At 66.8% G+C, this 23603-nt stretch carries 23 protein-coding genes; 12 read left to right on the top strand and 11 right to left on the bottom strand.

The genetic code is table 11. The annotated features are described in order from the left end of the window. Positions 1-21: 21 nt before the first annotated feature. The gene (locus tag KGR00_RS11355; protein ID WP_224418588.1) at positions 22-1341 is read right to left on the bottom strand and encodes a diguanylate cyclase; all 1320 of its coding nucleotides are present in this window, start codon (positions 1339-1341) and stop codon (positions 22-24) included. A gap of 226 nt (positions 1342-1567) precedes the next feature. Next, positions 1568-2494: a LysR family transcriptional regulator gene (locus KGR00_RS11350; RefSeq protein ID WP_129141004.1), complete on the bottom strand. Its 927-nt coding sequence runs from the start codon at positions 2492-2494 to the stop codon at positions 1568-1570. 149 nt (positions 2495-2643) lie between these two features. On the opposite strand from KGR00_RS11350, the gene KGR00_RS11345 reads away from it, so the two are divergent. After that, positions 2644-3420 carry a ferredoxin--NADP reductase gene (locus KGR00_RS11345; protein ID WP_129141005.1) on the top strand — a complete coding sequence of 259 codons (777 nt, stop codon included), beginning with the start codon at positions 2644-2646 and terminating at the stop codon, positions 3418-3420. Between the two features lie 167 nt (positions 3421-3587). Here the strand turns inward: KGR00_RS11345 and KGR00_RS11340 are convergent, their stop codons facing one another. From KGR00_RS11340 to KGR00_RS11330, 3 genes are all read right to left on the bottom strand, one after another. After that, positions 3588-3926, bottom strand: a complete 339-nt coding sequence (locus tag KGR00_RS11340; protein ID WP_129141006.1) for a P-II family nitrogen regulator — start codon at positions 3924-3926, stop codon at positions 3588-3590. Between the two features lie 167 nt (positions 3927-4093). Further along, positions 4094-5347 (bottom strand): ammonium transporter, encoded by a 1254-nt coding sequence (locus KGR00_RS11335; RefSeq protein WP_224418589.1) that lies wholly within the window; start codon positions 5345-5347, stop codon positions 4094-4096. A 24-nt stretch (positions 5348-5371) separates the two neighbouring features. Continuing rightward, positions 5372-5710, bottom strand: a complete 339-nt coding sequence (locus tag KGR00_RS11330; protein WP_129141008.1) for a P-II family nitrogen regulator — start codon at positions 5708-5710, stop codon at positions 5372-5374. A 259-nt stretch (positions 5711-5969) separates the two neighbouring features. Here KGR00_RS11330 and KGR00_RS11325 point away from each other — a divergent pair, with 259 nt between their 5' ends. The 3 genes from KGR00_RS11325 (at position 5970) to KGR00_RS11315 (ending at position 9095) form a co-directional block, all read left to right on the top strand. Further along, entirely contained in the window at positions 5970-6338 is a 369-nt protein-coding gene (locus KGR00_RS11325; protein ID WP_224418590.1) for an accessory factor UbiK family protein, read from the top strand. A 74-nt stretch (positions 6339-6412) separates the two neighbouring features. Then, positions 6413-7936, top strand: a complete 1524-nt coding sequence (locus KGR00_RS11320; RefSeq protein WP_224418591.1) for a YifB family Mg chelatase-like AAA ATPase — start codon at positions 6413-6415, stop codon at positions 7934-7936. Positions 7937-8042: 106 nt separating this feature from the next. Continuing rightward, the gene (locus KGR00_RS11315; RefSeq protein WP_224418592.1) at positions 8043-9095 is read left to right on the top strand and encodes a sodium:calcium antiporter; all 1053 of its coding nucleotides are present in this window, start codon (positions 8043-8045) and stop codon (positions 9093-9095) included. A 4-nt stretch (positions 9096-9099) separates the two neighbouring features. On the opposite strand, the gene KGR00_RS11310 is transcribed toward KGR00_RS11315, so the two are convergent. From KGR00_RS11310 to KGR00_RS11300, 3 genes are all read right to left on the bottom strand, one after another. Beyond that, the gene (locus tag KGR00_RS11310) at positions 9100-10203 is read right to left on the bottom strand and encodes an aminotransferase class I/II-fold pyridoxal phosphate-dependent enzyme (RefSeq protein WP_224418593.1); all 1104 of its coding nucleotides are present in this window, start codon (positions 10201-10203) and stop codon (positions 9100-9102) included. 96 nt (positions 10204-10299) lie between these two features. After that, complete coding sequence (locus tag KGR00_RS11305) at positions 10300-10791, bottom strand: hypothetical protein (RefSeq protein WP_224418594.1); 492 nt, start codon at positions 10789-10791, stop codon at positions 10300-10302. Continuing rightward, a complete protein-coding gene (locus KGR00_RS11300; RefSeq protein ID WP_129141014.1) occupies positions 10788-11768 on the bottom strand; it encodes an alpha/beta hydrolase in 981 nt (326 codons plus the stop codon). Before KGR00_RS11300 ends, KGR00_RS11305 begins: the two co-directional genes overlap by 4 nt. 466 nt (positions 11769-12234) lie before the next feature. Between KGR00_RS11300 and KGR00_RS11295 the strand changes: the two genes are divergently transcribed. Both KGR00_RS11295 and KGR00_RS11290 read left to right on the top strand, forming a co-directional pair. Next, a complete protein-coding gene (locus KGR00_RS11295) occupies positions 12235-14421 on the top strand; it encodes a malate synthase G (protein ID WP_224424418.1) in 2187 nt (728 codons plus the stop codon). Positions 14422-14579: 158 nt separating this feature from the next. Further along, a complete protein-coding gene (locus tag KGR00_RS11290; RefSeq protein WP_325051846.1) occupies positions 14580-15095 on the top strand; it encodes a PaaI family thioesterase in 516 nt (171 codons plus the stop codon). Between the two features lie 19 nt (positions 15096-15114). Here KGR00_RS11290 and KGR00_RS11285 read toward each other — a convergent pair whose 3' ends face one another. Further along, positions 15115-15507, bottom strand: coding sequence for a DUF423 domain-containing protein (locus KGR00_RS11285; protein WP_224418596.1), 393 nt, complete (start codon positions 15505-15507; stop codon positions 15115-15117). Between the two features lie 324 nt (positions 15508-15831). Between KGR00_RS11285 and KGR00_RS11280 the strand changes: the two genes are divergently transcribed. The 4 genes from KGR00_RS11280 (at position 15832) to trmB (ending at position 19266) form a co-directional block, all read left to right on the top strand. Next, complete coding sequence (locus KGR00_RS11280; protein ID WP_224418597.1) at positions 15832-17313, top strand: sodium:alanine symporter family protein; 1482 nt, start codon at positions 15832-15834, stop codon at positions 17311-17313. A gap of 81 nt (positions 17314-17394) precedes the next feature. Beyond that, positions 17395-17595 (top strand): sulfur carrier protein ThiS, encoded by a 201-nt coding sequence (thiS, locus tag KGR00_RS11275; protein WP_129141019.1) that lies wholly within the window; start codon positions 17395-17397, stop codon positions 17593-17595. Between the two features lie 99 nt (positions 17596-17694). Next, a complete protein-coding gene (locus KGR00_RS11270) occupies positions 17695-18492 on the top strand; it encodes a thiazole synthase (protein WP_224418598.1) in 798 nt (265 codons plus the stop codon). A gap of 15 nt (positions 18493-18507) precedes the next feature. After that, positions 18508-19266 (top strand): tRNA (guanosine(46)-N7)-methyltransferase TrmB, encoded by a 759-nt coding sequence (gene trmB / locus KGR00_RS11265; protein ID WP_224418599.1) that lies wholly within the window; start codon positions 18508-18510, stop codon positions 19264-19266. 453 nt (positions 19267-19719) lie between these two features. On the opposite strand, the gene KGR00_RS11260 is transcribed toward trmB, so the two are convergent. After that, entirely contained in the window at positions 19720-20634 is a 915-nt protein-coding gene (locus KGR00_RS11260; protein ID WP_224418600.1) for an AEC family transporter, read from the bottom strand. Between the two features lie 135 nt (positions 20635-20769). On the opposite strand from KGR00_RS11260, the gene KGR00_RS11255 reads away from it, so the two are divergent. Then, positions 20770-21270 carry a hypothetical protein gene (locus tag KGR00_RS11255; protein ID WP_224418601.1) on the top strand — a complete coding sequence of 167 codons (501 nt, stop codon included), beginning with the start codon at positions 20770-20772 and terminating at the stop codon, positions 21268-21270. A gap of 93 nt (positions 21271-21363) precedes the next feature. Here the strand turns inward: KGR00_RS11255 and KGR00_RS11250 are convergent, their stop codons facing one another. After that, positions 21364-22137 carry an FKBP-type peptidyl-prolyl cis-trans isomerase gene (locus tag KGR00_RS11250; protein ID WP_129141024.1) on the bottom strand — a complete coding sequence of 258 codons (774 nt, stop codon included), beginning with the start codon at positions 22135-22137 and terminating at the stop codon, positions 21364-21366. Positions 22138-22333: 196 nt separating this feature from the next. Between KGR00_RS11250 and dctP the strand changes: the two genes are divergently transcribed. Beyond that, a complete protein-coding gene (gene dctP, locus KGR00_RS11245; RefSeq protein WP_325051847.1) occupies positions 22334-23362 on the top strand; it encodes a TRAP transporter substrate-binding protein DctP in 1029 nt (342 codons plus the stop codon). Positions 23363-23603: the final 241 nt, after the last annotated feature.

Raw genomic sequence — 23603 nt, 5'->3', positions numbered from 1 at the left:
ATTGTCCCGCAACCTTTCGGATCATTCATGGCCTGGTTCCGGCGCGGCCCCTGGCGGTGGCGCGTCGAGGATGACCAGGCGGTTGCGTCCGTCGCGCTTGGCGCGATAGAGCGCCTCGTCGGCACGGGCGAACAGCCGTCCGGCGTCGTCATCGGCGAGAAGCGCTGTCAGTCCCAGACTCACGGTGATCGATATACCCGAGAAATCGCTGGCGGCAATCTGCGCGCGAACGCGCTCGGCGAGCCGTTGCGCGCCGTCCCGCGCCGTGTCCGGTAACAGGATGGTGAACTCGTCGCCGCCCCAGCGCGCGAGTCGGTCTTTCTGACGCAGGCATTGACGCACGGTTTTGCCCAGTTCGCAAAGCAGTCGGTCGCCGGTTTCGTGCCCACGGGTGTCGTTGATCGTCTTGAAGTGATCGATGTCGAAGACCAGCAGGTGAAGTGGCGAGTCTTGCCGCCTGGCGGCAGTGATCTCGCGGGCCAGCGCGGCATCGAAGGCGCGGCGGTTGTCGAGGCCGGTCAGGTGATCGTGGCTGGCCTGCGCCTCGAGTTCCCGCTCGAGGGTCTTGCGTTCGCTGATGTCGTGGAAGACCGAGACATAATGCCGGATACGCCCGTCGGCGTCGGGAACGGCGGTGATTGCCTGCCAGACCGGGTAGATCTCGCCGGCCTTGTTGCGATTCCAGATTTCGCCCTGCCAGTGGCCGGTGGCCAGCAGCGTTCGCCACAGGTCGGTGTAGAAGGTGCGGTCGTGACGATCGGACTTGAACAGTCGGGGCGTTTGCCCCAGCACGTCCTCGGCGGCATAACCGGTAATATCGGTGAAGGCCTGATTGACGCGTTCGATGCGCATCTCGGCGTCGGTGATCAGGGCCGCCTGGCCGGTCTCGAAGACGATGGCCATCAGTCGGAGCTGGGTCTCCTGGCGTTTGCGTTCGCTGATGTCTTCCTTGACCACGACGTAGTAAAGGGTCGTACCCGAGGCATCGCGCACCGGTGCGATGGTCTCCGCTGACCAGTACGGCTCGCCGTTCTTGCGCCGGCTGAGTCCTTCCCGGCGCCACTCGTGTCCGGCGGCGAGGGTGGGCCGTTCGCTGTTGCCGTCGGACAGCGCCGTCAGGGCCTGCCCGATCGACTCGTCGCGCGAATAGCCGGTCACGGCCTCGAAGCGTCGATTAACGAAGGTTATGATGCCGTGCGCGTCGGTGATCGCGGTAGCCGCGGGGCTTTGTTCCAGAGCGGTGACGACCTGATCGAGCTGCTCGCGCAGGTGCCGGGCGGTGATCGCCTGTGGGTCGTCGGATGGACTTTTCATGCCGGACAGGGATGTCTCGTCGTACACGATGATCTCCGTTTCTTCAACGGGGCCGTCTGCGCCAGGGGCGGGCCCGGTTCCCGGCCCTGGCGGCGAGTCGCGGCCATGATCCGGGCAGAGGTCTCTCATGGTGTGTTTTTGTAACTGTATGTATTCATAATATTCTAAAAGTAAACGCCGCTGTACCGCACAGGTGCGGCGGATCCGCCCAGGCTTGCCTGGCGTCAAGGTCGCTACACGGACGGTGGAGAGACTAGGGCACGCTGGGCAGCTCGATCTGATCGCTGCGTTGAATGCCCTCGGTCATCTGCTGACACAAGCGCAGGAATTCACGCATGCCGGTACTCAGATACTTGTGGCGGTGCCAGATGAAGGCGAACTGACGCTTGAGGTCGAGCTGCGGCGTGGCGAGCGGCACCAGGCTGCCACGACGAAAGGCGTCGCGCAGCGCCAGGTTCGAGACGCAGCCGATGCCCAGCCCCGACTCCACGGCGCGCTTGATGCCCTCGGTGTGCTCCAGCTCGAGCAGGATGTTGAAGCGCCCGCGGCGATGGCGGGTGGCCTGTTCCAGCGTCAGGCGGGTGCCCGAGCCCTGTTCGCGCATGATCCACGACTCGCGCAGCAACTGGTCGAGCCCCACCTCGCCGGCGCTGGCCAGCGGGTGGTGCGGTGCGCAGAACACCGTCAGTTCGTCTTCGACCCAGGGCTGAATCACCACGTCCTCGTGCTGGCAGTCGCCCTCGATCAGCCCCAGGTCCAGCTCGTGGTGGACGATGCGCTCGACGATCGAGGCGGTGTTGCGCACGTGCAGGCGCACCCGGCTGCCCGGGTGGCGCTGCATGAAGTCACTGATCAGCAATGTTGCCAGGTAGTTGCCGATGGTCAGGGTGGCGCCGACGTCGAGGGAGCCGATCCCGCGCTGGCCGCGCAGCAGCTCTTCGATCTCCTCGCCGCGATCGAGCAGGGCCACTGCCTTGGGCAGCAACTGGAAGCCCAGGGCATTGAGCTTGAGGCGCTTGCCGATGCGGTCGAGCAGCCGACAGTCGAACTGGCGCTCCAGCTCGGCCAGCGCGGTGCTCGCCGCCGACTGCGAGAGGGCCAGCTCGCGGGCGGCGCGCGACACGCTCTGATGCTGGGCGACGGCGACGAAGACTTCGAGCTGGCGCAGGGTATAGCGCATGATGGGGTTCCGGCAGGCATTCGATATCAATGTTATCGATAACCGTTATCCAGACAACCCATTTAACAGATATTCGAGGGCGTCTTAGAATACCTTCAAAGAAACTTGGCGCGCCTTTATGCGCTAATGGAATATTCTTGGAGGCCCACATGAGCAAGTTTGCCCTGGAAGAAGTGCTGAGCGTCCACCACTGGAACGACACGCTGTTCAGTTTCCGGACCACCCGCGAGCGCAGCCTGCGCTTCAAGAACGGCCAGTTCGTGATGATCGGCCTGGAGGTGGAGGGCAAGCCGCTGGTGCGTGCCTACTCGATCGCCAGCCCCAACTACGAGGACCACCTCGAGTTCTTCAGCATCAAGGTGCCCGACGGCCCGTTGACCTCGCGGTTGCAGCATCTCGAGGTCGGCGACCAGATCATGGTCAGCCGCAAGCCCACCGGGACCCTGGTCACCGACGACCTGCTGCCGGGGCGCAACCTCTACATGCTGTCCACCGGGACCGGCCTGGCGCCGTTCATGAGCCTGATCCAGGACCCCGAAGTCTACGAGCGCTTCGAGAAGGTCGTGCTGATCCACGGCGTGCGCAACGTCAGTGAACTCGCCTACGCCGACTTCATCAGCCAGGATCTGCCGGCGCACGAGTATCTCGGCGACGAGATCAGCGAGAAGCTGGTCTACTACCCGACGGTGACCCGCGAGGATTTCCACACCACGGGCCGCCTGACCGATCACATTCGCAGCGGCAAGCTGTTCGAGGATACCGGCCTGCCGCCGCTCGACCCCAAGCAGGATCGGGCGATGATCTGCGGCAGCCCGGCGATGCTCGACGAGACCAGCGCCTTGCTCGACGATGTCGGCTTCAAGATCTCGCCGCGCATGGGCGAGCCGGGGGACTACGTGATCGAACGCGCCTTCGTCGAGAAATAAGCAAGGATAGCTGTAAGCTCTAAGCCTTAAGCTATAAGAAAACCCCGTCGGTAAAATACATCGGCGGGGTTTTCTATAACTAGCTGATATCAAACTGTTTTGCTTACAGCTTACAGCTTACAGCTTACAGCTTACAGCTTACAGCTTACAGCTTACAGCTTACAGCTTTAGACCGCGTCCTTGCCGGTCTCGCCGGTGCGAATCCGGATCACCTGCTCCAGCGGCGAGACGAAGATCTTGCCGTCGCCGATCTTGCCGGTGTTCGAGACACTGGTGATCGCTTCGATGACCTGGTCGGTCATGCTGTCGTCGACGGCGACCTCGAGCTTGACCTTGGGCAGGAAGTCGACGACGTATTCGGCGCCGCGGTAGAGCTCGGTATGGCCCTTCTGGCGACCGAAGCCCTTGACCTCGGTCACGGTAATGCCCTGCACGCCGATCTCGGAGAGCGACTCACGGACATCGTCCAGCTTGAACGGCTTGATGATGGCAGTCACCAGTTTCATCGTCATACTCCTCGCCTCTTAGGGTTCGGGTTCGCCGCGCCGTCCGGCGCGGCCCCGTATTGCGTCGATGCCTTGCCGTAAAGCATACACCGCTCGCTGAGGGAATAAAAAAGACCCCCCGAAGGGGGTCAGGGGAGCACGCCAGCTCACTCGGTTCGTCGGCGGTCTTACTTGTTGCCGCTGACGGTAAATTCGGGGTAGGCCTCCATGCCGCACTCGGCCAGGTCGACCCCTTCGTACTCTTCCTCTTCGCTGACCCGCAGGCCCATGACCGCCTTGATGATGCCCCAGACGACCAGGCTGGCGACGAAGGTCCAGACGAAGATCGAGACGATGCCCAGCAACTGTGCGCCGAAGCTGGCGTCGCCGTTGGAGAAGGGCACCGCGATCAGGCCCCAGATACCGACCACGCCGTGCACGGAGATGGCACCCACCGGATCGTCGATCTTGAGCTTGTCGAGGGTGACGATGGCCGCGACCACCAGCAGCCCGCCGACCGCGCCGATCAGGGTGGCGCCCAGGGCGGTGGGGGCCAGCGGCTCGGCGGTGATGGCGACCAGGCCGGCCAGGGCACCGTTCAGGGCCATGGTCAGGTCGGCCTTGCGGAACCAGATCTTGGCCAGGATGATCGCGGCGATCACGCCACCGGCGGCCGCGGCATTGGTGTTGACGAAGACCTGGGCGACCGCGTTGGCCTCGCCGACGTTGGAGACCATCAGCTCGGAGCCGCCGTTGAAGCCGAACCAGCCCAGCCACAGGATGAAGGTACCCAGCGTGGCCAGCGGCAGGTTGGAGCCCGGGATGGCGTAGATCGCGCCGTTCTTGCCGTACTTGCCCTTGCGTGCGCCGAGCAGCAGGACGCCCGCCAGTGCCGCCGTGGCACCGCACAGGTGCACCACGCCCGACCCCGCGAAGTCCTGGAAACCGGCCGCGTCGAGGAAGCCGCCACCCCATTTCCAGTAGCCCTGGATCGGATAGATGAAGCCGGTCATGACCACGGCGAAGAGCATGAAGGCCCAGAGCTTCATGCGCTCGGCCACGGCGCCGGAGACGATCGACATCGCGGTGGCGACGAACACCACCTGGAAGAAGAAGTCGGAGCGTGCCGAATAATAGACGTCGCCGCCACTGCCGAGCACGTCGTCGGCGCTGTTCTCGGCACCCAGCAAGAAGCCCAGGTTCGGCAGGAAGCCGCCGCTGTCGCTGGAGTACATGATGTGGTAGCCGATCAGCAGGTACATGGTACAGGCGATGGCGTACAGCACGATGTTCTTGGTGAGGATCTCGGTGGTGTTCTTGGCGCGCACCAGCCCCGCTTCGAGCATGGCGAAACCGGCCGCCATCCACATTACCAAGGCACCCATCACCAGGAAGTAGAAGGTGTCGAGCGCGTAGGACAATTCCACGACTTGATCATTCATTGTTTATCTCCTATCCCGCGCCGTTCAAACGGCGTCGGCCCCGCGTTCCCCGGTACGAATCCGGATGACGTCGTCGAGCGGTGTGACGAACAGCTTGCCGTCGCCGATCTTGCCGCTGTTGGCGGCCTTGCTCACGGCCTCCAGCACGCTCTCGACACGGTCGTCGTCGACAGCGATCTCGATCTTCACCTTGGGCAGGAAGTCCACGACGTACTCGGCGCCGCGGTAGAGCTCCGTATGACCCTTCTGGCGTCCGAATCCCTTGACCTCGGTGACGGTGATGCCCTGGACGCCATTGTCGGCCAGCGCCTCCCGGACATCGTCGAGCTTGAATGGTTTTATAATGGCGGTGATGAGTTTCATCCCTAAGTCTCCCGTTGTCGGCTTGCGCCTGATGACTCCATAGCGCAAGCCATGCCACCCACCGGGTTTTTTTTGAAAAACAGAGGACTAGGGAGGTTGGCGTGACAGTCGAGCGCAATGATGGGCGCGTATGCTGCACTGCAGCGCACCGTTATGGTGCTCCACGCTCGGCGCCTTGCGCCAGAATGGGGCATGCGTGACGCGGGCGCGTTGCGTATGCTGCACTCGATGCCATTCAAGGCCAGTCATGGAGAGTACGATGATCAGCAACGACCGTATCAGCCGCCTCGCCCAGCAGCTTGGCGAACGGCTCCAGGACGCCTCCCATGCGCCCGAGGAGATCCAGCGCAACGTGCACAACGTGATGCGCGGTGCCTTCGACCGCATGGAGCTGGTGACCCGTGAGGACTTCGACATCCTGATGGACGTGCTGCAGCGCACCCGGGCCCGGGTCGAGGCCCTGGAGAAGCAGGTCGCCACCCTCGAGGCCTCGCTCGATGCCGACAGCAGTGTGCCGGCCTCTCCGGCGGCGGTGGCCGCCGACACCGCGGCTCCGCCGGCGCCGGAGCCCGAGGACGCCGCGCCCCAGTCGCCTCGCGACGACGCGGACGACACCGCCGAGCGCTGAGGCTCGGCTTGCAGTCGCCGTAACGATCTGTATCACTGGGCCTTGTCTGCAACGTCGTCGGGCGAGGAGGGGGCATGGCATTAGCCATCATCAGGACGCGGGCCGGCCTGGGGCTGGAGGCCCCGGAAGTACTGGTCGAGGTGCATCTCTCCAACGGCCTGCCGGGGCTTACCCTGGTGGGCCTGCCGGAGACGGCGGTGCGCGAGAGCCGCGAGCGGGTGCGCAGCGCGCTGCTCAATGCCGGCTTCGACTTCCCCACCACACGGCGGATCACCGTCAACATGGCGCCCGCCGACCTGCCCAAGGAGGGCGGGCGCTTCGACCTGCCGATCGCCCTGGGCATTCTGGTGGCCTCCGAGCAGATTCCCGTCGCGGCGCTGGACGGCCTGGAATGCCTGGGGGAACTGGCTCTCGATGGGCGGTTGCGCCCGGTGACCGGCGTCCTGCCGGCGGCGCTGGCGGCCAAGGCCGCGGGGCGCGGGCTGTTGCTGCCCGAGACCAATGCCGACGAGGCGGCGCTGGCCGGCGAGTTGACGGTCTGGCCGGCGGCGCACCTGGGGGCGGTGGTGGCGCATCTGCTCGACCAGGCACCGCTCGCGGCGCACCGGGCCTCACCGCCGCCCCTGCCCGAGACGCCGGGCGCCGATCTCGCCGACGTGCGCGGCCAGCACCAGGCCCGGCGCGCCCTCGAGGTGGCCGCGGCTGGCGGACACAACCTGCTGTTCGCCGGTCCGCCGGGGACCGGCAAGACCATGCTGGCCAGCCGTCTGCCCGGCATCCTGCCGCCGCTGTCGCCGGACGAGGCGCTGGAGGTCGCGGCGATCCGTTCGGTGTGCGGCATGGACCTGCTCGACGAATGGGGCCGGCGGCCATTCCGCTCGCCGCACCACACCGCCAGCGGGGTGGCGCTGGTCGGTGGCGGCTCGCGACCGCGGCCCGGCGAGATCTCGCTGGCCCACCAGGGCGTGCTGTTTCTCGATGAACTGCCGCAGTTCGATCGCAGCGTGCTCGAGGTGATGCGCGAGCCGCTGGAGTCCGGGCAGATCCACATCGCCCGGGCCAGCCACCAGCGCCGTTTCCCGGCGCGGTTCCAGCTCGTTGCCGCCATGAATCCGTGCCCTTGCGGACACCTCGGCGATCCGCGTCAGGCCTGCGTGTGTACACCGGCCCAGGTCCAGCGCTACCAGGCGCGACTCTCGGGCCCGCTGCTCGACCGTATCGACCTGCAGGTCGAGGTCCCGGCGCTGCCGCCCGATCAACTCACCGCCAACACGCGCGGCGAGAGTTCCAAGGTGGTGCGCCAGCGGGTGCTCGCCGCCCGCGAACGCCAGCGCCAGCGCGGTCACCTCAACGCGCAACTGCCGGGCCCCGAACTCGAGACCGCCTGCGCGCTGCCGGACGCCGAGCGGGCCTGGCTGGCCGACGTGCTGACGCGGCTGAAGCTCTCGGCGCGCGCCTACCACCGGGTACTGCGCGTGGCACTGACGCTGGCCGATCTGGCCGGCGAAGCGCGCCCCGGGCGCGGCCAACTGATGGAGGCCATCGGTTACCGTCAGCTCGATCGCCTGCGCGGCGGCCCCGAGCAGCCGCCCGTGTAGATGCCCCGTCGATCCCGCATCTTTTGGCCAGGGAGGCCTGAATGAAGCTGTCCTTTTGTCCCGTCCATCCGTTGCCACGGCGCTGCCCGTCGACGCGGGGTGGACGATGATCGCATTTCTCGAGTCCCAGCCGCTCGCCGTCAGCATCGGCCTGTTCGTCGCCTGCTCGCTGGTCATCGGCGTGGTCGGCACCCGGTTGACCCATATCGTCGACGACCTGGCCGACCGTACCGGCCTCGGCGAAGCGATCGCCGGGGCGGTGCTGCTGGGCATGGCCACCTCGTTGTCGGGTATCGTGCTGTCGGTGTCGGCGGCGCTGGCCGACCAGCCGGAACTGGCGATGAGCAACGCCCTCGGCGGGATCGCCGTGCAGACGTTGTTCCTGACGCTCGCCGACGTGGCGCATCGGCGCGCGAACCTCGAACATGCCGCGGCGTCGATCGGCAACCTGATGCAGTGCGGACTGCTGGTGTGCCTGCTGGGGCTGTTGCTGGTCGGGCGCTTCTCCCCGGAGTGGACGCTGTGGCAGGTGCACCCCATCACGCCGCTGCTGTTCATCGGCTATCTGTTCGGCCTCAAGCTGGTGCAGCGCGCCCAGGTCAATCCGATGTGGCGCCCGGCGCGGACGCATGAGACGCGCCTCGACGAGCCCGACCAGCAGGCGCTGCAGCGCTCGCTGCGGACCCTCTGGCTGTCCTTCGCGGCCATGGCGGTGACGCTGGGGGTGAGCGGCTGGCTACTCGAGCGCAGTGCCACCGTGATCAGCACGGAAACCGGTCTCAGCCAGGCGGCGGTGGGGGTATTGCTGACCTCGGTGGCTACCTCGCTGCCCGAGCTGGTGACCTCCATCGCCGCCGTACGGCGTGGCGCGCTGACGCTGGCGGTGGCCGGGATCATCGGCGGCAACGCCTTCGATACACTGTTCGCCGCCGCCTCCGATATCGCCTACCGCCAGGGCTCGATCTATCACGCCGTCCCCGACGACGTGGCCTTGTGGATCGCCCTGTCGCTGTTGATGACCGGGGTCCTGATGCTGGGCCTGATCCGCCGTCAGGAGCAGGGACCGGGGCGGATCGGCTTCGAGAGCGTGGCGGTGATCGCCTGCTATCTCGGCGGCGTGATGATGCTGCTGCTGGGCGGGACGACTCAGAACGGCTGAGCGATCAGCCGTCGAGGGCCGTCGTCAGGGCGGCCAGGCGCCCCGGCACCAGGGCATCCTCCAGGGTGCTGATGCGCAGCACGTGACCCAGCGCCGGGTGGGCGGGGCGGTGCACCAGGCTGCCCGCCTCGAGCAGTTCACGATGCACCCGAGCCGCGAGTTCGCCATCGCCCAGCCGCACCGTGACGAAGTTGGTGGCGCTGGGTGGCATATCGGCGCCGCATTCGCGCAGCCGGGCCGTCAGGCGCTCGCGGCGGTCGATCACCGCGGCGACGTGTTCGCGGGTCTCCCCGGGGTGGTCGAGCACGGTTTCCGCCGCGGCCAGGGCCAGCGAGGAGACGGCGTAGTGAATGCGCACCTTGTGCAGCATGGCCAGCGTCTCGGGCTCGGCGATCGCGTAACCGATGCGCAACCCCGCCAGGCCGTGTGCCTTGGAGAAGGTGCGCACGCGGACCACTCCGGGCCAGACGGCGCCCGCCTCGGGCGAGTCGGCGTCGGCGCGGAAGTCGTGATAGGCCTCGTCGAGCAGCAATGTGCAAGCGGCCGGCAGGGCGTCGCGCAGGGCCAGCACCGCGGCGTCGTCGTGGAGGTGACCGCCGGGATTGTCGGGGTTGGCCAGATACACCAGCCGGGCGCGTTCGTCATGGGCCCTGGCGGCCAGGGCGTCGAGGTCCGGGGCGAGCATGCCGGGGCCCTCGCGGTAGGCGACCTCGGCCACGCTCGCCCCCTGGCCCTCGGCGAAATAACGAAAGGTGGGGTAGGTCCCGGCGCTGGTGACGACCGGCTCGCCGGGCGCGGTCGTGGCGCGCAGCACCAGGGCGAGCAGGCTGTCGGCCCCGGCGTCGACGAGCAGCGACGCCAGCGGAGTGCCCAGCGCCGCGGAGAGGCGTTCGCGCACGCCCATCGCCTCGGCGTCGCCATAGCCCCGGGCAAGCTCCGCCACCGCTTCGCCGAAGCGCGCCGTCAGCGCGCGGTGCGGCATGTCCAGGCCCTCGTTGGAGCCCAGCCGGTGGGGGATGGCGCGGCCCAGGCGGCGTTCCAGCGCCTTGAGACCGGGAAACGGGTTATCGGGGCCCTCGCGATAGAGATGGCGGGCGTAACGGGACATGGCGGCTCCTTGAACGCATCCTGGGGCTGGGACTCGGGCGGTCATTGTGGCGCCGGGCGCTTGGCGGAGCAAAACTCCCGTGCCTGGCCGTTGGGCTCAGAGCGCCGAGGCATCCAGGGCACCATCGATCCGATATTGCCAGCGCGGCTGGGTATCGCCGGGGCGGCGCAGGTCGAGTTCCAGCCGGTAGGGCAGCAGGCGGCGGTCGGAGAGTGCCAGGGCCGGCCCTTCGGCGATCAGCCGGCTCTTGAGCAGCCACTGATTGTCGGGGATCGCATTGGTGGCCTGATCGGGCGTCCAGTTGAGGACCTGGGGGCCGCCGTCCTGCGCGAGCAGGGCACGGGTCAGGGTCTCGCGGAACTGCTCGGTGTCGAACGGCAGGCCGGTGTCGATGTCGGGCGGCGCGAGCAGCAGCACGCGTTCGTCGATCGGCACCTGCCAGTTGGGGGCCGCCATGGTCGCCTCGGCGGCGCGGTTGCCCAGGCCGTAGAGCGCCTGACGCGGGGTCTTCGGGTGCGGCGGATCGCCGGCACAGCCGGCCAGTAACAGGATCAGACACAGGCCGGTCAGGCCGAACAGTCGGTTCATGGCGTCACCGAGGGGTGATGGCGGTGGGCGGGAACGGCGGCGAAGCCCTCGAGGAAGGTGTCCAGCTCGCGAAACAGCGTCTCGCGGATCACTTCGGTCTCGTTGACCAGGTGATGACGCGCCTCGGGATGGCGATGCACCTCGGCACGCGGGAACTTGCGGGTCAGGACCTCCAGGTTCCACGTCCAGTCGACGGTCAGGTCCTGCTCGCCCTGCAGGATCAACACCGGCAGCTCGCTGGCCGGCAGGGCCAGCATGTGCGCCATCCAGCGGCGCATCGCCGTGACCCAGGTGAGCGTCAGCCGGTCGGGTTGCAGCGGGTCGCGGTCGCGCAGGAAGGCGGCGAAGTCGGCGTCGTTGGAATTGGGCTGATAACGGCGCGGAATCGAGTCGATGAACGGACTGGCCAGCCGGTGCAACCAGCTCGACTGGGGCCAGCCCCAGGGGCGCACCAGCGGGGCGAGCAGCACCAGGGCCTCCCAGGGCGCCGTCGTCCCGCGTCCCAGTGCATCGGTGGCGAGAATCGCCGCTCCGGTGCTCTGGCCGATTCCCACCCAGGGGCCCGGTGCCAGGTCCCGGCTGGCGAGGTGCCGCTGCAGGGCCTGCAGGCAGGCGCCGTACTCCTCGAAATCGTCGATGGTGGCGCGCGCGCCGCTCGACAGGCCGTGCCCCGGCAGGTCCCAGAGCACTACCCGCCAACCCTGCTGCAGCAGCCGTTCGAGCAGGTGACGATAGAGTCCCAGATGATCGAAGTAGCCATGGACCACGAAGGCCGTGCCGCGCGGGCGCTCGGGGCTCCAGACCTGGGCCCAGAGGCGGTAGTCGTCGGCATCGACGAAACCGGCGTAGAGGCCGATCGCGTCGGTGAGCAACGGCGCCAGTCGGTAGTGGTCGAGGTACGCCGCCAGGGCGCGTGTCCGGACGTCATCCACCGGCGCCAGCGGCCCCAATGCCTGTAACGGGGCAAAGTCGGTCATCGAGTCTCCCATCTGCGCGTCCATGCTTTCCGATTGTGAACGAGCGCGCGGCTCCTGTCGCTAAGGAAACGCTGAACAAATAGGCGAGCGGGATGAAGCGGGCGTCGCCACGCCGCAAGGCGCCCGGCGCACAGGAACCGCAGCATATGGGGTATATGTGAGGATTCCGACCGGGCTGGCGTTCCAGCACCGCGCAACGCAGCGATTCGCCCGTGCAGGCATTTGTGCAGTGTTTCCCTAACCCGTGATCGCTCGTCCACTCCTGAGTGTAGGACCACGCGCCGCGCCGATTGTCACGCTACCCGCTCGACGGCGATCGGCGGGTCAATCCTTAGTCGACCAGGGCATCACAGCCGGCCGCGAATCGGTTAGCATATGGAAGAGGTTTCCATAAACGGACTTGCCATAACGAATTCCCGATCGGCCCGTGAGTGCCGATGTCAGCGCAGCAAGAGGACCCCTTTCCATGACCGACCGCATCACCCGCCACCGCCTCAAGGTGGCCGCCGACCTCGACCGCTTCATCACCGACGAGGCTCTGCCCGGCAGCGGCGTCGACCCCGAGGCCTTCTGGGCCGGCGTCGATGCCCTGGTCCATGACCTCGCGCCGACCAACCGCGACCTGCTCGCCGAGCGCGAGCGCCTGCAGGGCGAACTCGACGCCTGGCATAAGGCCCATCCCGGCGCGGTGCGCGACCCGGCCGCCTACCAGGCGTTCCTGCGCGAGCAGGGCTACCTGGCCGCCGACCCGGGCGAGGTGCGCGTCACCACCACCGACGTCGACGCCGAGATCGCCGTGCAGGCCGGTCCGCAGCTGGTGGTGCCGGTCAACAACGCCCGCTACGCGCTCAACGCCGCCAACGCCCGCTGGGGCAGCCTCTACGACGCCCTCTACGGCACTGACGTGATCCCCGAGACCGACGGCGCCGAGAAGGGCACCGCCTACAACCCCAAGCGCGGCGAGAAGGTCATCGCCTACGCCCGCGAGGTGCTCGACGAGGCCGCCCCGCTCGCCGAGGGCTACCATCGCGAGGCCACCGGCTACGCGATCCGCGACGGCAAGCTGGTCATCAGCCGCGGCACCGGCCGCGAGACCGGCCTGGCGCGCCCCGACCAGCTGGTCGGCTACCGCGGCGACGCCGCTGCCCCCGAGGCGGTGCTGCTCGCCCACCACGGCCTGCACCTGGAGATCCAGATCGACGCTGGCCACCCCATCGGTCAGACCGACCCGGCCCACGTCAAGGACCTGCTCGTCGAGGCCGCGGTGACCACCATCATGGACTGCGAGGACTCGGTGGCCGCCGTCGACGCCGAGGACAAGGTCGGCGTCTACCGCAACTGGCTGGGGCTGATGAAAGGCGATCTCGCCGAGTCCTTCGCCAAGGGCGACCAGACCGTCACCCGCCGGCTCAACCCGGATCGCGACTACACCGCCCCCGACGGCGGCAGCCTGCGCCTGCCCGGGCGCTCGCTGCTGTTCGTGCGCAACGTCGGCCACCTGATGACCACCCCCGCGGTGCTCGACGGCGACGGCAACGAGATCCCCGAAGGCCTGCTCGACGGCGTGCTCACCGGCCTGATCGCCATCCACGACCTCAAGAAGGGCGACGATCAGCCGCGCAACAGCCGCACCGGCTCGGTGTACATCGTCAAGCCCAAGATGCACGGGCCGGCGGAAGTCGCCTTCGCCAACACCCTGTTCACGCGCATCGAGGACGTGCTGGGCCTGGCGCGCGACACCCTCAAGATGGGCATCATGGACGAGGAGCGGCGCACCAGCGTCAACCTCAAGGCCTGCATTCATGAGGCCGCCTCGCGGGTGGTGTTCATCAACACCGGCTTCCTCGACCGCACCGGCGACGAGATGCACACCGCCATGGAAGCCGGCCCGATGCGCCGCAAGGGCGACATGAAGAGCGCCCCCTGGATCCAGGCCTACGAGGCCAACAACGTCCAGGTCGGGCTGCAGTGCGGCCTGCGCGGCCGCGCCCAGATCGGCAAGGGCATGTGGGCGATGCCCGACCTGATGGCCGCCATGCTCGAGCAGAAGATCGGCCACCCCAGGGCCGGCGCCAACACCGCCTGGGTGCCCTCGCCCACCGCCGCGGTGCTCCACGCCCTGCACTACCACCAGGTCGACGTCGCCGCCGTGCAGCAGACGCTGGAATCGCGCCCGGCCACCGACTACCTCGACGACCTGCTCAGCGTGTCGGTGGTCGAGCGCCCGGACTGGTCGGCCGAGGAGATCCAGCAGGAGCTCGACAACAACTGCCAGGGCATCCTCGGCTACGTGGTGCGCTGGGTCGAGCACGGCGTGGGCTGTTCCAAGGTCCCCGACATCCACGACGTGGGGCTGATGGAAGACCGCGCCACGCTGCGCATCTCCAGCCAGCACATCGCCAACTGGCTCTACCACGGCGTGGTCAGCGAGGCCCAGGTCAAGGAGACCCTCGCGCGCATGGCGAAAGTCGTCGACGACCAGAACGCGCACGATCCGGACTACACCCCGATGACCTCGCACCTGGCCGACTCCAGCGCCTTCCAGGCCGCCTCGGACCTGATCTTCAAGGGCCGCGAACAGCCGGCGGGCTACACCGAGCCGTTGCTGCATCATTGGCGGGCGGTGCACAAGGCCAAGGAACGCACTGCCTAAATGCCTGCGCGGGGGTAGCGCGGCGTTGCACAATACTCGGAATCCTCACCTATGACGTATAGGCTCCGGTTCCTGCGTGTTGTGCGCCTTGCGCTACGCCCCGCTCGGCGATTTATCCAGCGCTTCCCGTGGGGTAACCCTGGCTTTGGGCTAGTCTGATGCTCGTGGCTCGCGCTCTGTGCGGCCGGATTGCGTTGCGCTATCTTGGGCGCAGTGACACGCCGAGCCCAGCGCCAGGAGATCCCCCCATGACCGTGATGACCGCTGCCGCCATCGAGGAGTTTCTCGACGAGGTCTTTCCCTTCCGTCAGGGCACCATCGAGGGGGTCGACGAGATGCGCGCGACCATGAGCCTGGCCATCGAGGACGAACACCTGCGTCCCGGGGCCTGCGTCTCCGGGCCGAGCATGATGGCGCTGGCCGATGTCTGCCTCTACGTGGCGATCCTCGCCCAGATCGGTCCCGAGGCGATGGCGGTCACCAGCGACATCAACTGCCATTTCCTGCGTCGCGCCCGCGGCGATCGCGACCTGATCGCCAACGCCCGACTGATCAAGCTGGGCCGTCGTCTGGCGGTCGGCGAGGTCGAACTGTTCTCGGCCGGCGACGACGAGCCGGTGGCGATCGTCACCGCGACGTACGTGCTCCCGGACCGGGACGAGGACGACGACTGAGCGACTCTCGTCACGGCGCTCAGCCGGCGGTCCCGGCCGGCCGGGACCGCCAGGCACTCACCGCCAGCGCCAGCCAGCCGGTCATCAACAGCAGCCCGCCGAACGGGGTGATCAGCCCCAGGCGCGGCGTCCCGGTGAGCGCCAGCAGATACAGCGACCCGGAGAACAGCACGATTCCCGCACCCCAGAGACTCAGCGTCACGGCCTGACCGCGCAGCGGTTGTCGTGACCGCCATACCAGCACCGCGAGCATCGCCAGGGTGTGCCAGGCCTGATAGCGAACGCCCGTCTCGAAGGCGTCGAACAGTCTTGGCGGGATCCGTCCCTGCAGGCCGTGCGCGGCGAAGGCGCCGGCCGCCACCATGATGAAACCGCTCAGCGCGACCGCGACCCAACTGGCTCGATGCGGCATGTTAAGAGACTCCTGAATGACTACGCTTGGGAAGCACTGCATAAATGGCTGCGCGGGCCAATCACGTCGTTGTGCGGTGCGCGGAATCCTCACCTATACCCCATAGGCTCCGGTTCCTGTGCGCCGTACGCCTCGTGCTTTACACCGCTCGCCAATTTATTCAGCGCTGCCTGAATAAGGACGCAATAACCCGCTGTTGGCGTTCATGTTTCGTTATCCGGCGCCGGTCGCTATGATGCGGCCCGCCGCCGGGCTCCCTGACGACACGCCGGCTACCGGTGGTACCAAGAAAACAAGGCTTAGAACGCTCAGGAGAATGATGCCATGGAATCCCTCGTCTCGCTCATCGCGCCCTTGCGCGATGGCCTATATGCCGTCATGACCCCGGTCAGTGACTTCATCTGGAGCTATATCCTCGTCTACCTGCTGCTGGGGGCCGGGGTGCTGTTCACGGTGATGACCCGCGGCATGCAGTTTCGCCTGTTCGGCCACATGGCCAAGGTCACCGTTTCCGCCCGCGGGGCCGGCGAGGGGGTCAGTGGTTTCCAGGCCTTCGCCACCTCGCTGGCGGCGCGCGTCGGCACCGGTAACCTGGCCGGGGTGGCGATCGCCCTGTGGGTGGGCGGCCCCGGGGCGATTTTCTGGATGTGGATCACCGCGCTGGTGGGCTTTGCCACCTCGTTCGTCGAATCCACCCTTGCCCAGACCTACAAGCATCGCAACGAGGACGGCGTGTTCCGTGGCGGGCCGGCCTATTACATCGAGCGCTGCCTGAACGCGCGCTGGCTGGGGGCGCTGTTCGCGGTATTCCTGCTGATCGCCTACGGCCTGGCCTTCAATGCCGCGCAGTCCAATACCATCGCCCAGGGCATGAACGGCGCCTTCGGCATTCCGACCTGGCTGACCGGCGTGGTGCTGGTCTGCGTGGTGGCGGTGGTGATCTTCGGCGGGCTCAAGTCGGTGGCACGCACCGCCGAGTTGATCGTGCCGTTCATGGCGATCGCCTATCTGCTGGTCGCCTTGTGGATCCTGTTTGCCAACATCTCCGAGGTGCCGGCGATGCTGGCCTTGATCGTCAAGAGCGCCTTCGGCTTCGGCCCGGCGGTCGGCGGGGCGGCCGGTTACGCCATCAAGGCGGCGATGGAGAACGGCATCAAGCGTGGGCTGTTCTCCAACGAGGCGGGCATGGGCTCGGCGCCCAACGCCGCGGCTCAGGCCACGGTCAAGCATCCCGCCGCCCAGGGGCTGGTACAGTCGTTCGGGGTGTTCGTCGATACCCTGGTGATCTGCAGCTGCACGGCGGTGGCCATCCTGCTTTCCGGGGTCTATGAAACGCTGCTCAGCGAGTCCGCCGGACAGTCGATCGAGGGCATCAAGCTCACCCAGGACGCCATGGTCGACCACCTCGGCGCGTTCGGCGAGATCTTCATCGCCATCGCCATCCTGCTGTTCGCCTTCACCTCGATCATCGCCAACTTCTCGTTCTCGGCGGTGAACATCGAGTACCTGTTTCGCGGGCATGCCAAGAAGGCGGTACACGTGCTGCGCTGGGTGGTGTTGGCGATGACCATGATCGGCGCGCTGGCCAAGCTCGAGTTCGTCTGGCACTTCGCCGATCTGGCGATGGGGCTGATGGCCACCACCAACCTGATCGCCATCCTGATCATGTCGCCGATCGCCATTCGCGTGCTCAAGGACTACGAGCGACAGCGCAAGGAGGGCGTCAGCGAGCCGGTGTTCGATCCCAAGGTGCTCAAGCGCCCCGATCAGGTCGACGCCGACGTCTGGCCGCCCAAGGATGTCTGAGTGAGGATTTGGCGTTAAAATGACGGCCCGTCGACCCCGACGGGCCTTTTGCTTTTTCGACCCACGAACGCGGGGGTAGCCATGCAGATTCAGCTCAATGGGGAACGGCGTGATCTCGACGGCCAGCCGACCATCAGCGATCTGGTGACGACGCTGGGCCTGGCCGGGCGGCGCATCGCGGTGGAAGTCAACGAGGAGATCGTGCCGCGCAGCCAGCATGCCGCGACCCGCCTGACCGAGGGCGACCGGGTCGAAGTCGTGCACGCCATCGGCGGCGGCTGAGTCGGCCGTCTTTCGTCACCGGGGCCCGTCGCCCCCTTCACCATCCCGTAGCGCCTGCCCGTCGGCCATCGCTGCCTCGGGCGGGGCCCAGGAGTTGTCATGACCGATCGTCATCTGGATCAACCGTGGTGCGTCGCCGGCCGCGAATTCACCTCGCGGCTGCTGGTCGGCACCGGCAAGTACCGCGATCTCGACGAAACCGCCGCCGCGGTGACGGCCAGCGGTGCCGAGATCGTCACCTTCGCCGTGCGTCGCACCAACCTGGGGCAGAACGCCGACGAGCCCAATCTGCTCGATGCCGTCTCCCCCGAGCGTTACACCCTGCTGCCCAATACCGCGGGCTGCTACACCGCCAGGGATGCGGTGCGGACCTGCAAGCTGGCGCGTGAGCTGCTCGACGGCCACAACCTGGTCAAGCTCGAGGTGCTCGGCGACGACAAGACCCTCTATCCCAACGTGGTCGAGACGCTCAAGGCCGCCGATGAGCTGGTCCGTGACGGCTTCGACGTGATGGTCTACACCAGCGACGACCCGATCGTCGCCAAGGAGCTCGAGACCCTCGGCTGCAGCGCGGTGATGCCGCTGGGGTCGCTGATCGGCTCCGGCCACGGCCTGCTCAACCCGGCCAGCCTGCGGGTGATCCTCGAGAATGCCGAGGTCCCGGTGCTGGTCGATGCCGGTATCGGCACCGCTTCCGACGCCGCGCTGGCGATGGAGATGGGCTGTGCCGGGGTGCTGATGAACTCGGCGATCGCCCATGCCCGCCACCCGGTGGTGATGGCCGGCGCCATGCGCAAGGCGATCGAGGCCGGACGCGAGGCGTTCCTCGCCGAGCGCATGCCGCGGCGTGCCTACGCCGAGGCGTCGTCCCCGACCCAGGGCCGTATCACCGACTGACCGAAATTCCGCGACATGAGTGACGATCGCTTGACCGCCGATACCCCCAAGGCCGCCTCTTCCGAGACCGCGGCGTCGCCAGAGAGCAACGAACGGCCGCGCCGCGGCGTGAAGAGCTACGTACTGCGTGCCGGGCGCATGACCGCCGCCCAGACCCGCGGCCTCGAGGAGGTCTGGCCGCGGCTGGGGCTGCGCGTGGCCGACGGGCGCCAGGATCTCGAGGCCCTGTTCGGGCGCCGCGCGCCGTGCGTGGTGGAGATCGGCTTCGGCATGGGCGCCTCGCTGATCGAGCAGGCCGAACGTCATCCCGAGACCGACTTCATCGGTGTCGAGGTGCATGCGCCCGGTGTCGGCAAGCTGCTCGACGAGGCCGACAAGCGCGGGCTCACCAACCTGCGCGTGTACCGCGAGGATGCCCTCGAGGTGCTGAGCCAGTGCCTGCCCGAGGCCAGCCTCGACGGGGTGCAGCTGTTCTTCCCCGACCCCTGGCCCAAGAAGAAGCATCACAAGCGGCGCATCGTCCAGCCGGCGTTCGTCGCGCTGGTGCGCTCGCGCCTCAGGCCCGGCGGCTGGCTGCACATGGCCACCGACTGGGAGGCCTATGCCGAACACATGGCCGAGGTGCTGAGCGAGGCGCCGGGGCTGCGCAACACGGCGCCCGAAGGCCACTACGTGCCGCGTCCCGCCTTCCGTCCGCTGACCAAGTTCGAGACCCGTGGCGAGAAGCTCGGCCATGGCGTCTGGGATCTGATCTACGAACGCGTCGAGGGCTGAGCGCCTCGTCTTGCCCCGGGGATGCCCGTACCGCCGCCTGTTTTCCCGCCCGACAGAAAAGCGGCGACTCCGAGGAGTCGCCGTAAGGACCGTGACTAGCTTGATGAGGAGAAACCATAAGCGGGAACCTGACTTCCTGCTTAGGCCACGATGTCTGACGAGCATCGTGTTTAAACAGTAATCATTAGCATTTGAGATGTCAAATCTTTCGCGAGGCTTTTTTGCACTCGCTCGTCGGTTCGTCGAGAAAGCGGTTGCATGGACACAAAAAGAAGGCGGCGACTCGAGGAGTCGCCGCAAGACCGTGACTAGCTGATGAGGAGATAACCATGGCAGGAACCTGACATTCGCTGCGATGGTCGTGTGATGCCTGGCGAGCACCACACGGATAAAAGTAATGATTCTCATTTTATCTGTCAAGGAGAACGAGAAACATTTTCAACAAAGCCCGTGTCAGCCCGTCAGGCTCAGCCACAGCGGCAGACTGAGCATCGCCAGCAGGGTCTGGCCGGTGATCAGCGCCGCCATCAGCTCGGCATCGCCACCCAGTTGCCGGGCGAGGATGTAGGCCGAGGTGGCGGTGGGCAGGGCGGCGAAGAGCAGGGCCACGTCCCGGCTCACCGGATCGAGCCCCGTGAGGGTCGCCAGGGCGAGAACCAGGGCCGGCATCAGCACCAGCTTGATGGTGTTGGCGGCCCACACGCCGCGGTCGATGCGCAGCAGGGCGTGCGGGCGTAGCGCCACGCCCACGGCGACCAGCCCCAGCGGCAGGGCGGCACGGCCCAGCAGGCCGACGGCGCGCTCGCTCCAGCCGGGCAGGCCGATGCCGCTGAGGTTGAGCGCGATGCCGGCGAGGCAGGCGAGGATCAGCGGATTGCGGGTCAGCGCGGCGAGGCTCTTCGACAGGCTGGACGGGCCCAGGGTGCCGGCGGCGATGAAGCTCGCCACGCACAGCACGTTGATCGTGGGTACCATCAGCGCGACCGCCACGGCGGCCACGGTGGCGCCGGCCTGCCCGTGCAGCGCCGCCGCGCCGGCGACGCCTACGTAGGTGTTGAAGCGCAGCGCCCCCTGGAACACCGAGGTGAATGCCGGCGCCGCCAGCGCCAGGTGCTTCTTGAACAGCCACAGCAGCGCAGAAAAGCCGCCGATGCCGCCCAGCAGGGTAATGGCCACCCGGACCACGGGAACCTGCGAGACATCGGCGGTGGCCAGGGTGGCGACCAGCATGGCGGGAAACAGCAGGAAGTAGATCAGCCGCTCCATGACCGGCCAGAAGTCCGCCGAGGGCAGGCGACGCCAGCCGAGCACGGCGCCCAGCAGAATCAGCAGGAAGAGGGGACCCAGAGCGTCCTGGACGCCGGACATGACGACTCTCCTTGTCAGGCTATGACACGCCGTGAGGCGACGGGATTCGATAACCTTACGCGAGTCACGATCGCGGACAAACTGATAAGCTTACCGCGATTCCGACGCCTGTCGACGAGGCCCGCCACGCAACCCATGCACCACCAAGACGATGACAACGCGCGCTCACCCCTGCTCAAGCTACTGATCGTGATCACCCTGCTGACCATGATCGTGGCGGTGGGCTACCTGATCAGCTATTACACCCGCGGGGGCAGCGAGGAGGTCACCTGGTATCCGCCGGACATGCCGTGCGACCTGCATCACGGCAGCTGTCACGCCGGCCTGGGCGGTGGGGGCGGTCTCACCCTGTCGCTGGGTGGGGCCATCGTGCCGCTCGAGACACTGCCGATCGACGTTCGGCTCGACGGCATCGACGCTCGTCGGGTGGTGGTGGAATTCATCGGCCGCAACATGAACCTGGGGCTGAACCGTTACGTGCTCGAAAGGCGGGGGGCGGGTCATTATCACGGCCGCGGCCTGTTGAGCAGCGGCGACGAGGCGATCACGCCGTGGCGGGTGGAGGTGATCGTGAGTACCGACGAGGGGCGTGTGGGCAGCTGGTTCGACGTCGACGTGCACCGCCGGGAGCCGTGACGCACCGGCGGGCGGCAAGCAACACGGCCTCCGGGGGCACCGGAGGCCGTCGCTAGGGCCGGGAGACTACCGGCCCGGCGGAGGGGGCAGGACTCAGCCCTGCTTCTCGTCGCTCTTGGCGTCGGCGGTGCCTTCCTGCTGGGCGGCAGCCTTGTCGTCGGCATTCGCCGAGGCGTCGTCGTCCTGCTTGGTGACGTCGAGCAGTTCGACCTTGAAGGTCAGCGCCTGATTGGGGCCGATCGGGCCGCCGGTGCCGGCCGGACCGTAGGCCAGGTCGGAGGGCAGGTAGATCATCCAGGTATCGCCGACGTGCATCTTCTTCAGGGCTTCCTGCCAGCCGGGGATGACCTGGTCCACCTGGAACTCGACCGGCTCGCCACGCTTGTAGGAGCTGTCGAAGACGGTGCCGTCGATCAGCTTGCCCTCGTAGTTGACCTTGACCTGGTCGTTGTCGTCCGGCGAGGCGCCGTCACCGGATTCGAGCACCTTGTACTGCAGCCCGGAGTCGGTCACCTTGACGCCATCCTTCTTGGCATTCTCGGCGAGGAACTTCTCGCTCTCGGCCTTGTTCGCATCGGCGAGCTTCTTGGCCTCGGCCTTGCGCTCGGCCATCTTCTGCTGCTGGAACTGGGTCAGCGCCTGGGTCATCTCCTCCTTGCTCAACTGCAGGTCGTCGCCGGCATAGACGTCCTCGATGGCCTGCGTGAAGCTGTCGATGTCCAGATCCTTGATGTCCTGGGACAGGCTTTGGCCGAGCGTTACGCCGATGCTGTAACTGAGTTTTTCCTGGTCGCTCTGCGGTGCGGCCAACGCCAGCGGGGCCGTGGCCAGCAGCGTCAAGGCAACGGCGGTCACCCGTGTCTTCATGAAATCTCCTCGGATTCTCGATTCGGCAAGCGATGTCATTGGTCGGCTGGCGAGCATGAAGGCGCCAAACCGTCTCATGGGACTCTAACAGGGTGGATTATGTTCCGCATCCCGGGTCATTTGGCCGCCAACTTGACATCGTAAAGCCTTTGCTCTTTTCTGGATTTACATCGACAAAAAGGGGAACGAGATGCAAATGCGCAATATCGTCATCGGCGTTACCGCTCTGGGCATGGTGGGGGTCGCCTCTTCGGCCTTCGCCGATACCTGGCGCTTCGGCCTCGAGGAGACCGAGGGCAGTGTCCAGTACGGCTATGCCGAAGAGTTCAAGAAGCTGATCGAGGAGAAGACCGACGGCGACGTCACCGTCCAGTTGCTTCCGTACGGCTCCTGGGGCTCGAACTACTCGGCGCTGTACGACGCCGTCCAGAACGGGGCGATCCAGATCGGCTTCGGTTCCGGCTTTCTCGGCGGCACGGTGCCCGAGAGCCAGTTGATGAGCCTCAACTTCGTCATGCCCAACGACCAGCTCGAGACGGCGAAGATCCTCAACTCCGACGCCTTCCTCAAGAGCGATGCCTGGCAGCAGTCGTTCCGCGAGCGTGGCCTGGTACCGCTGGGTGCCCTGCCCGAGGGGTATCAGGTGTGGACCGCCAACAAAGAGATCCGCACGCCGGCGGACATGCAGGGGCTGCAGATCCGCGTCATGGACAACAGCCTGCTGCGCAAGACCTACGAGGCCTACGGCGCGTCGCCGATCACCATCGCCTACGGCGAGCTCTACAGCGCGCTGCAACAGGGCCAGGCCGAGGGCAACATCCAGCCGGTGTTCGCCCACGAGAACATGGGCTTCTACGAGGTCCAGGACTACATGATCTTCGCCGATCAGTCGCAGTTCGTGGCCAATCTCATGGCCAACGAGGACTGGTACGAAGGCCTGTCCGACGACCAGCGCAAGGCGCTCGACGCCACGCTGGGCGAAATGGTCCAGAAGGGCCATGACATCCAGACGCAGTTCAATTCCGAGCGTCTCGACACCATCAAGGAAAAGAGTGATATCAACATCATTCACCTGAATGACGAGGAGCGCGAGCAGTTCCGCGAACTGGCCAAGCCGATTCGTCAGGTCTACGTCGACATGGTCGGCGAGCGCGGCAAGGAAGCGCTGGACATCGTCCTCGACCAGATCGACAAGGCTGGTGCCGGCAGCGACCAGGGCTCCTGATACACCGCCATACCCCGGCCGGTCATGTGCCGGCCCGGCGATTCCGTCGCCGATTCGACGCCCGGAAGCCACGCTTCCGGGCGTTTGCGTGTCTGGCTCCTGAGCCACGAGCCACGAGCCACGAGCCACGAGCCACGAGCCACGAGCCACGAGCCACGAGCCCGAGCCACGAGCCACGAGCGAGAGACTAGTGGGAGGGAATTTATTCCCGATGGTGGAGCCCCGAGGCCGATACATGGCG

The organism is Modicisalibacter sp. MOD 31.J (genome assembly GCF_020147985.1).
GTDB lineage: Bacteria > Pseudomonadota > Gammaproteobacteria > Pseudomonadales > Halomonadaceae > Modicisalibacter > Modicisalibacter coralii.
Note: the sequence above shows the minus strand (reverse complement) of the source record. Positions and strands in the feature narration are given on the sequence as shown.

Excerpts from the sequence above, each read along its gene's own strand:
- KGR00_RS11320 (WP_224418591.1), top strand. The coding sequence starts at position 6,413 with ATGGCATTAGCCATCATCAGGACGCGGGCCGGCCTGGGGCTGGAGGCC.
- KGR00_RS11295 (WP_224424418.1), top strand. The coding sequence starts at position 12,235 with ATGACCGACCGCATCACCCGCCACCGCCTCAAGGTGGCCGCCGACCTC.
- KGR00_RS11310 (WP_224418593.1), bottom strand. The coding sequence starts at position 10,203 with ATGTCCCGTTACGCCCGCCATCTCTATCGCGAGGGCCCCGATAACCCG.
- KGR00_RS11325 (WP_224418590.1), top strand. The coding sequence starts at position 5,970 with ATGATCAGCAACGACCGTATCAGCCGCCTCGCCCAGCAGCTTGGCGAA.
- KGR00_RS11305 (WP_224418594.1), bottom strand. The coding sequence starts at position 10,791 with ATGAACCGACTGTTCGGCCTGACCGGCCTGTGTCTGATCCTGTTACTG.
- KGR00_RS11335 (WP_224418589.1), bottom strand. The coding sequence starts at position 5,347 with ATGAATGATCAAGTCGTGGAATTGTCCTACGCGCTCGACACCTTCTAC.
- KGR00_RS11285 (WP_224418596.1), bottom strand. The coding sequence starts at position 15,507 with ATGCCGCATCGAGCCAGTTGGGTCGCGGTCGCGCTGAGCGGTTTCATC.
- KGR00_RS11315 (WP_224418592.1), top strand. The coding sequence starts at position 8,043 with ATGATCGCATTTCTCGAGTCCCAGCCGCTCGCCGTCAGCATCGGCCTG.
- KGR00_RS11250 (WP_129141024.1), bottom strand. The coding sequence starts at position 22,137 with ATGAAGACACGGGTGACCGCCGTTGCCTTGACGCTGCTGGCCACGGCC.
- KGR00_RS11340 (WP_129141006.1), bottom strand. The coding sequence starts at position 3,926 with ATGAAACTGGTGACTGCCATCATCAAGCCGTTCAAGCTGGACGATGTC.
- dctP (WP_325051847.1), top strand. The coding sequence starts at position 22,334 with ATGCGCAATATCGTCATCGGCGTTACCGCTCTGGGCATGGTGGGGGTC.
- KGR00_RS11350 (WP_129141004.1), bottom strand. The coding sequence starts at position 2,494 with ATGCGCTATACCCTGCGCCAGCTCGAAGTCTTCGTCGCCGTCGCCCAG.
- KGR00_RS11345 (WP_129141005.1), top strand. The coding sequence starts at position 2,644 with ATGAGCAAGTTTGCCCTGGAAGAAGTGCTGAGCGTCCACCACTGGAAC.
- KGR00_RS11290 (WP_325051846.1), top strand. The coding sequence starts at position 14,580 with ATGCTCGTGGCTCGCGCTCTGTGCGGCCGGATTGCGTTGCGCTATCTT.
- trmB (WP_224418599.1), top strand. The coding sequence starts at position 18,508 with ATGAGTGACGATCGCTTGACCGCCGATACCCCCAAGGCCGCCTCTTCC.
- KGR00_RS11300 (WP_129141014.1), bottom strand. The coding sequence starts at position 11,768 with ATGACCGACTTTGCCCCGTTACAGGCATTGGGGCCGCTGGCGCCGGTG.
- KGR00_RS11255 (WP_224418601.1), top strand. The coding sequence starts at position 20,770 with ATGCACCACCAAGACGATGACAACGCGCGCTCACCCCTGCTCAAGCTA.
- KGR00_RS11260 (WP_224418600.1), bottom strand. The coding sequence starts at position 20,634 with ATGTCCGGCGTCCAGGACGCTCTGGGTCCCCTCTTCCTGCTGATTCTG.
- KGR00_RS11280 (WP_224418597.1), top strand. The coding sequence starts at position 15,832 with ATGGAATCCCTCGTCTCGCTCATCGCGCCCTTGCGCGATGGCCTATAT.
- KGR00_RS11330 (WP_129141008.1), bottom strand. The coding sequence starts at position 5,710 with ATGAAACTCATCACCGCCATTATAAAACCATTCAAGCTCGACGATGTC.
- KGR00_RS11270 (WP_224418598.1), top strand. The coding sequence starts at position 17,695 with ATGACCGATCGTCATCTGGATCAACCGTGGTGCGTCGCCGGCCGCGAA.
- thiS (WP_129141019.1), top strand. The coding sequence starts at position 17,395 with ATGCAGATTCAGCTCAATGGGGAACGGCGTGATCTCGACGGCCAGCCG.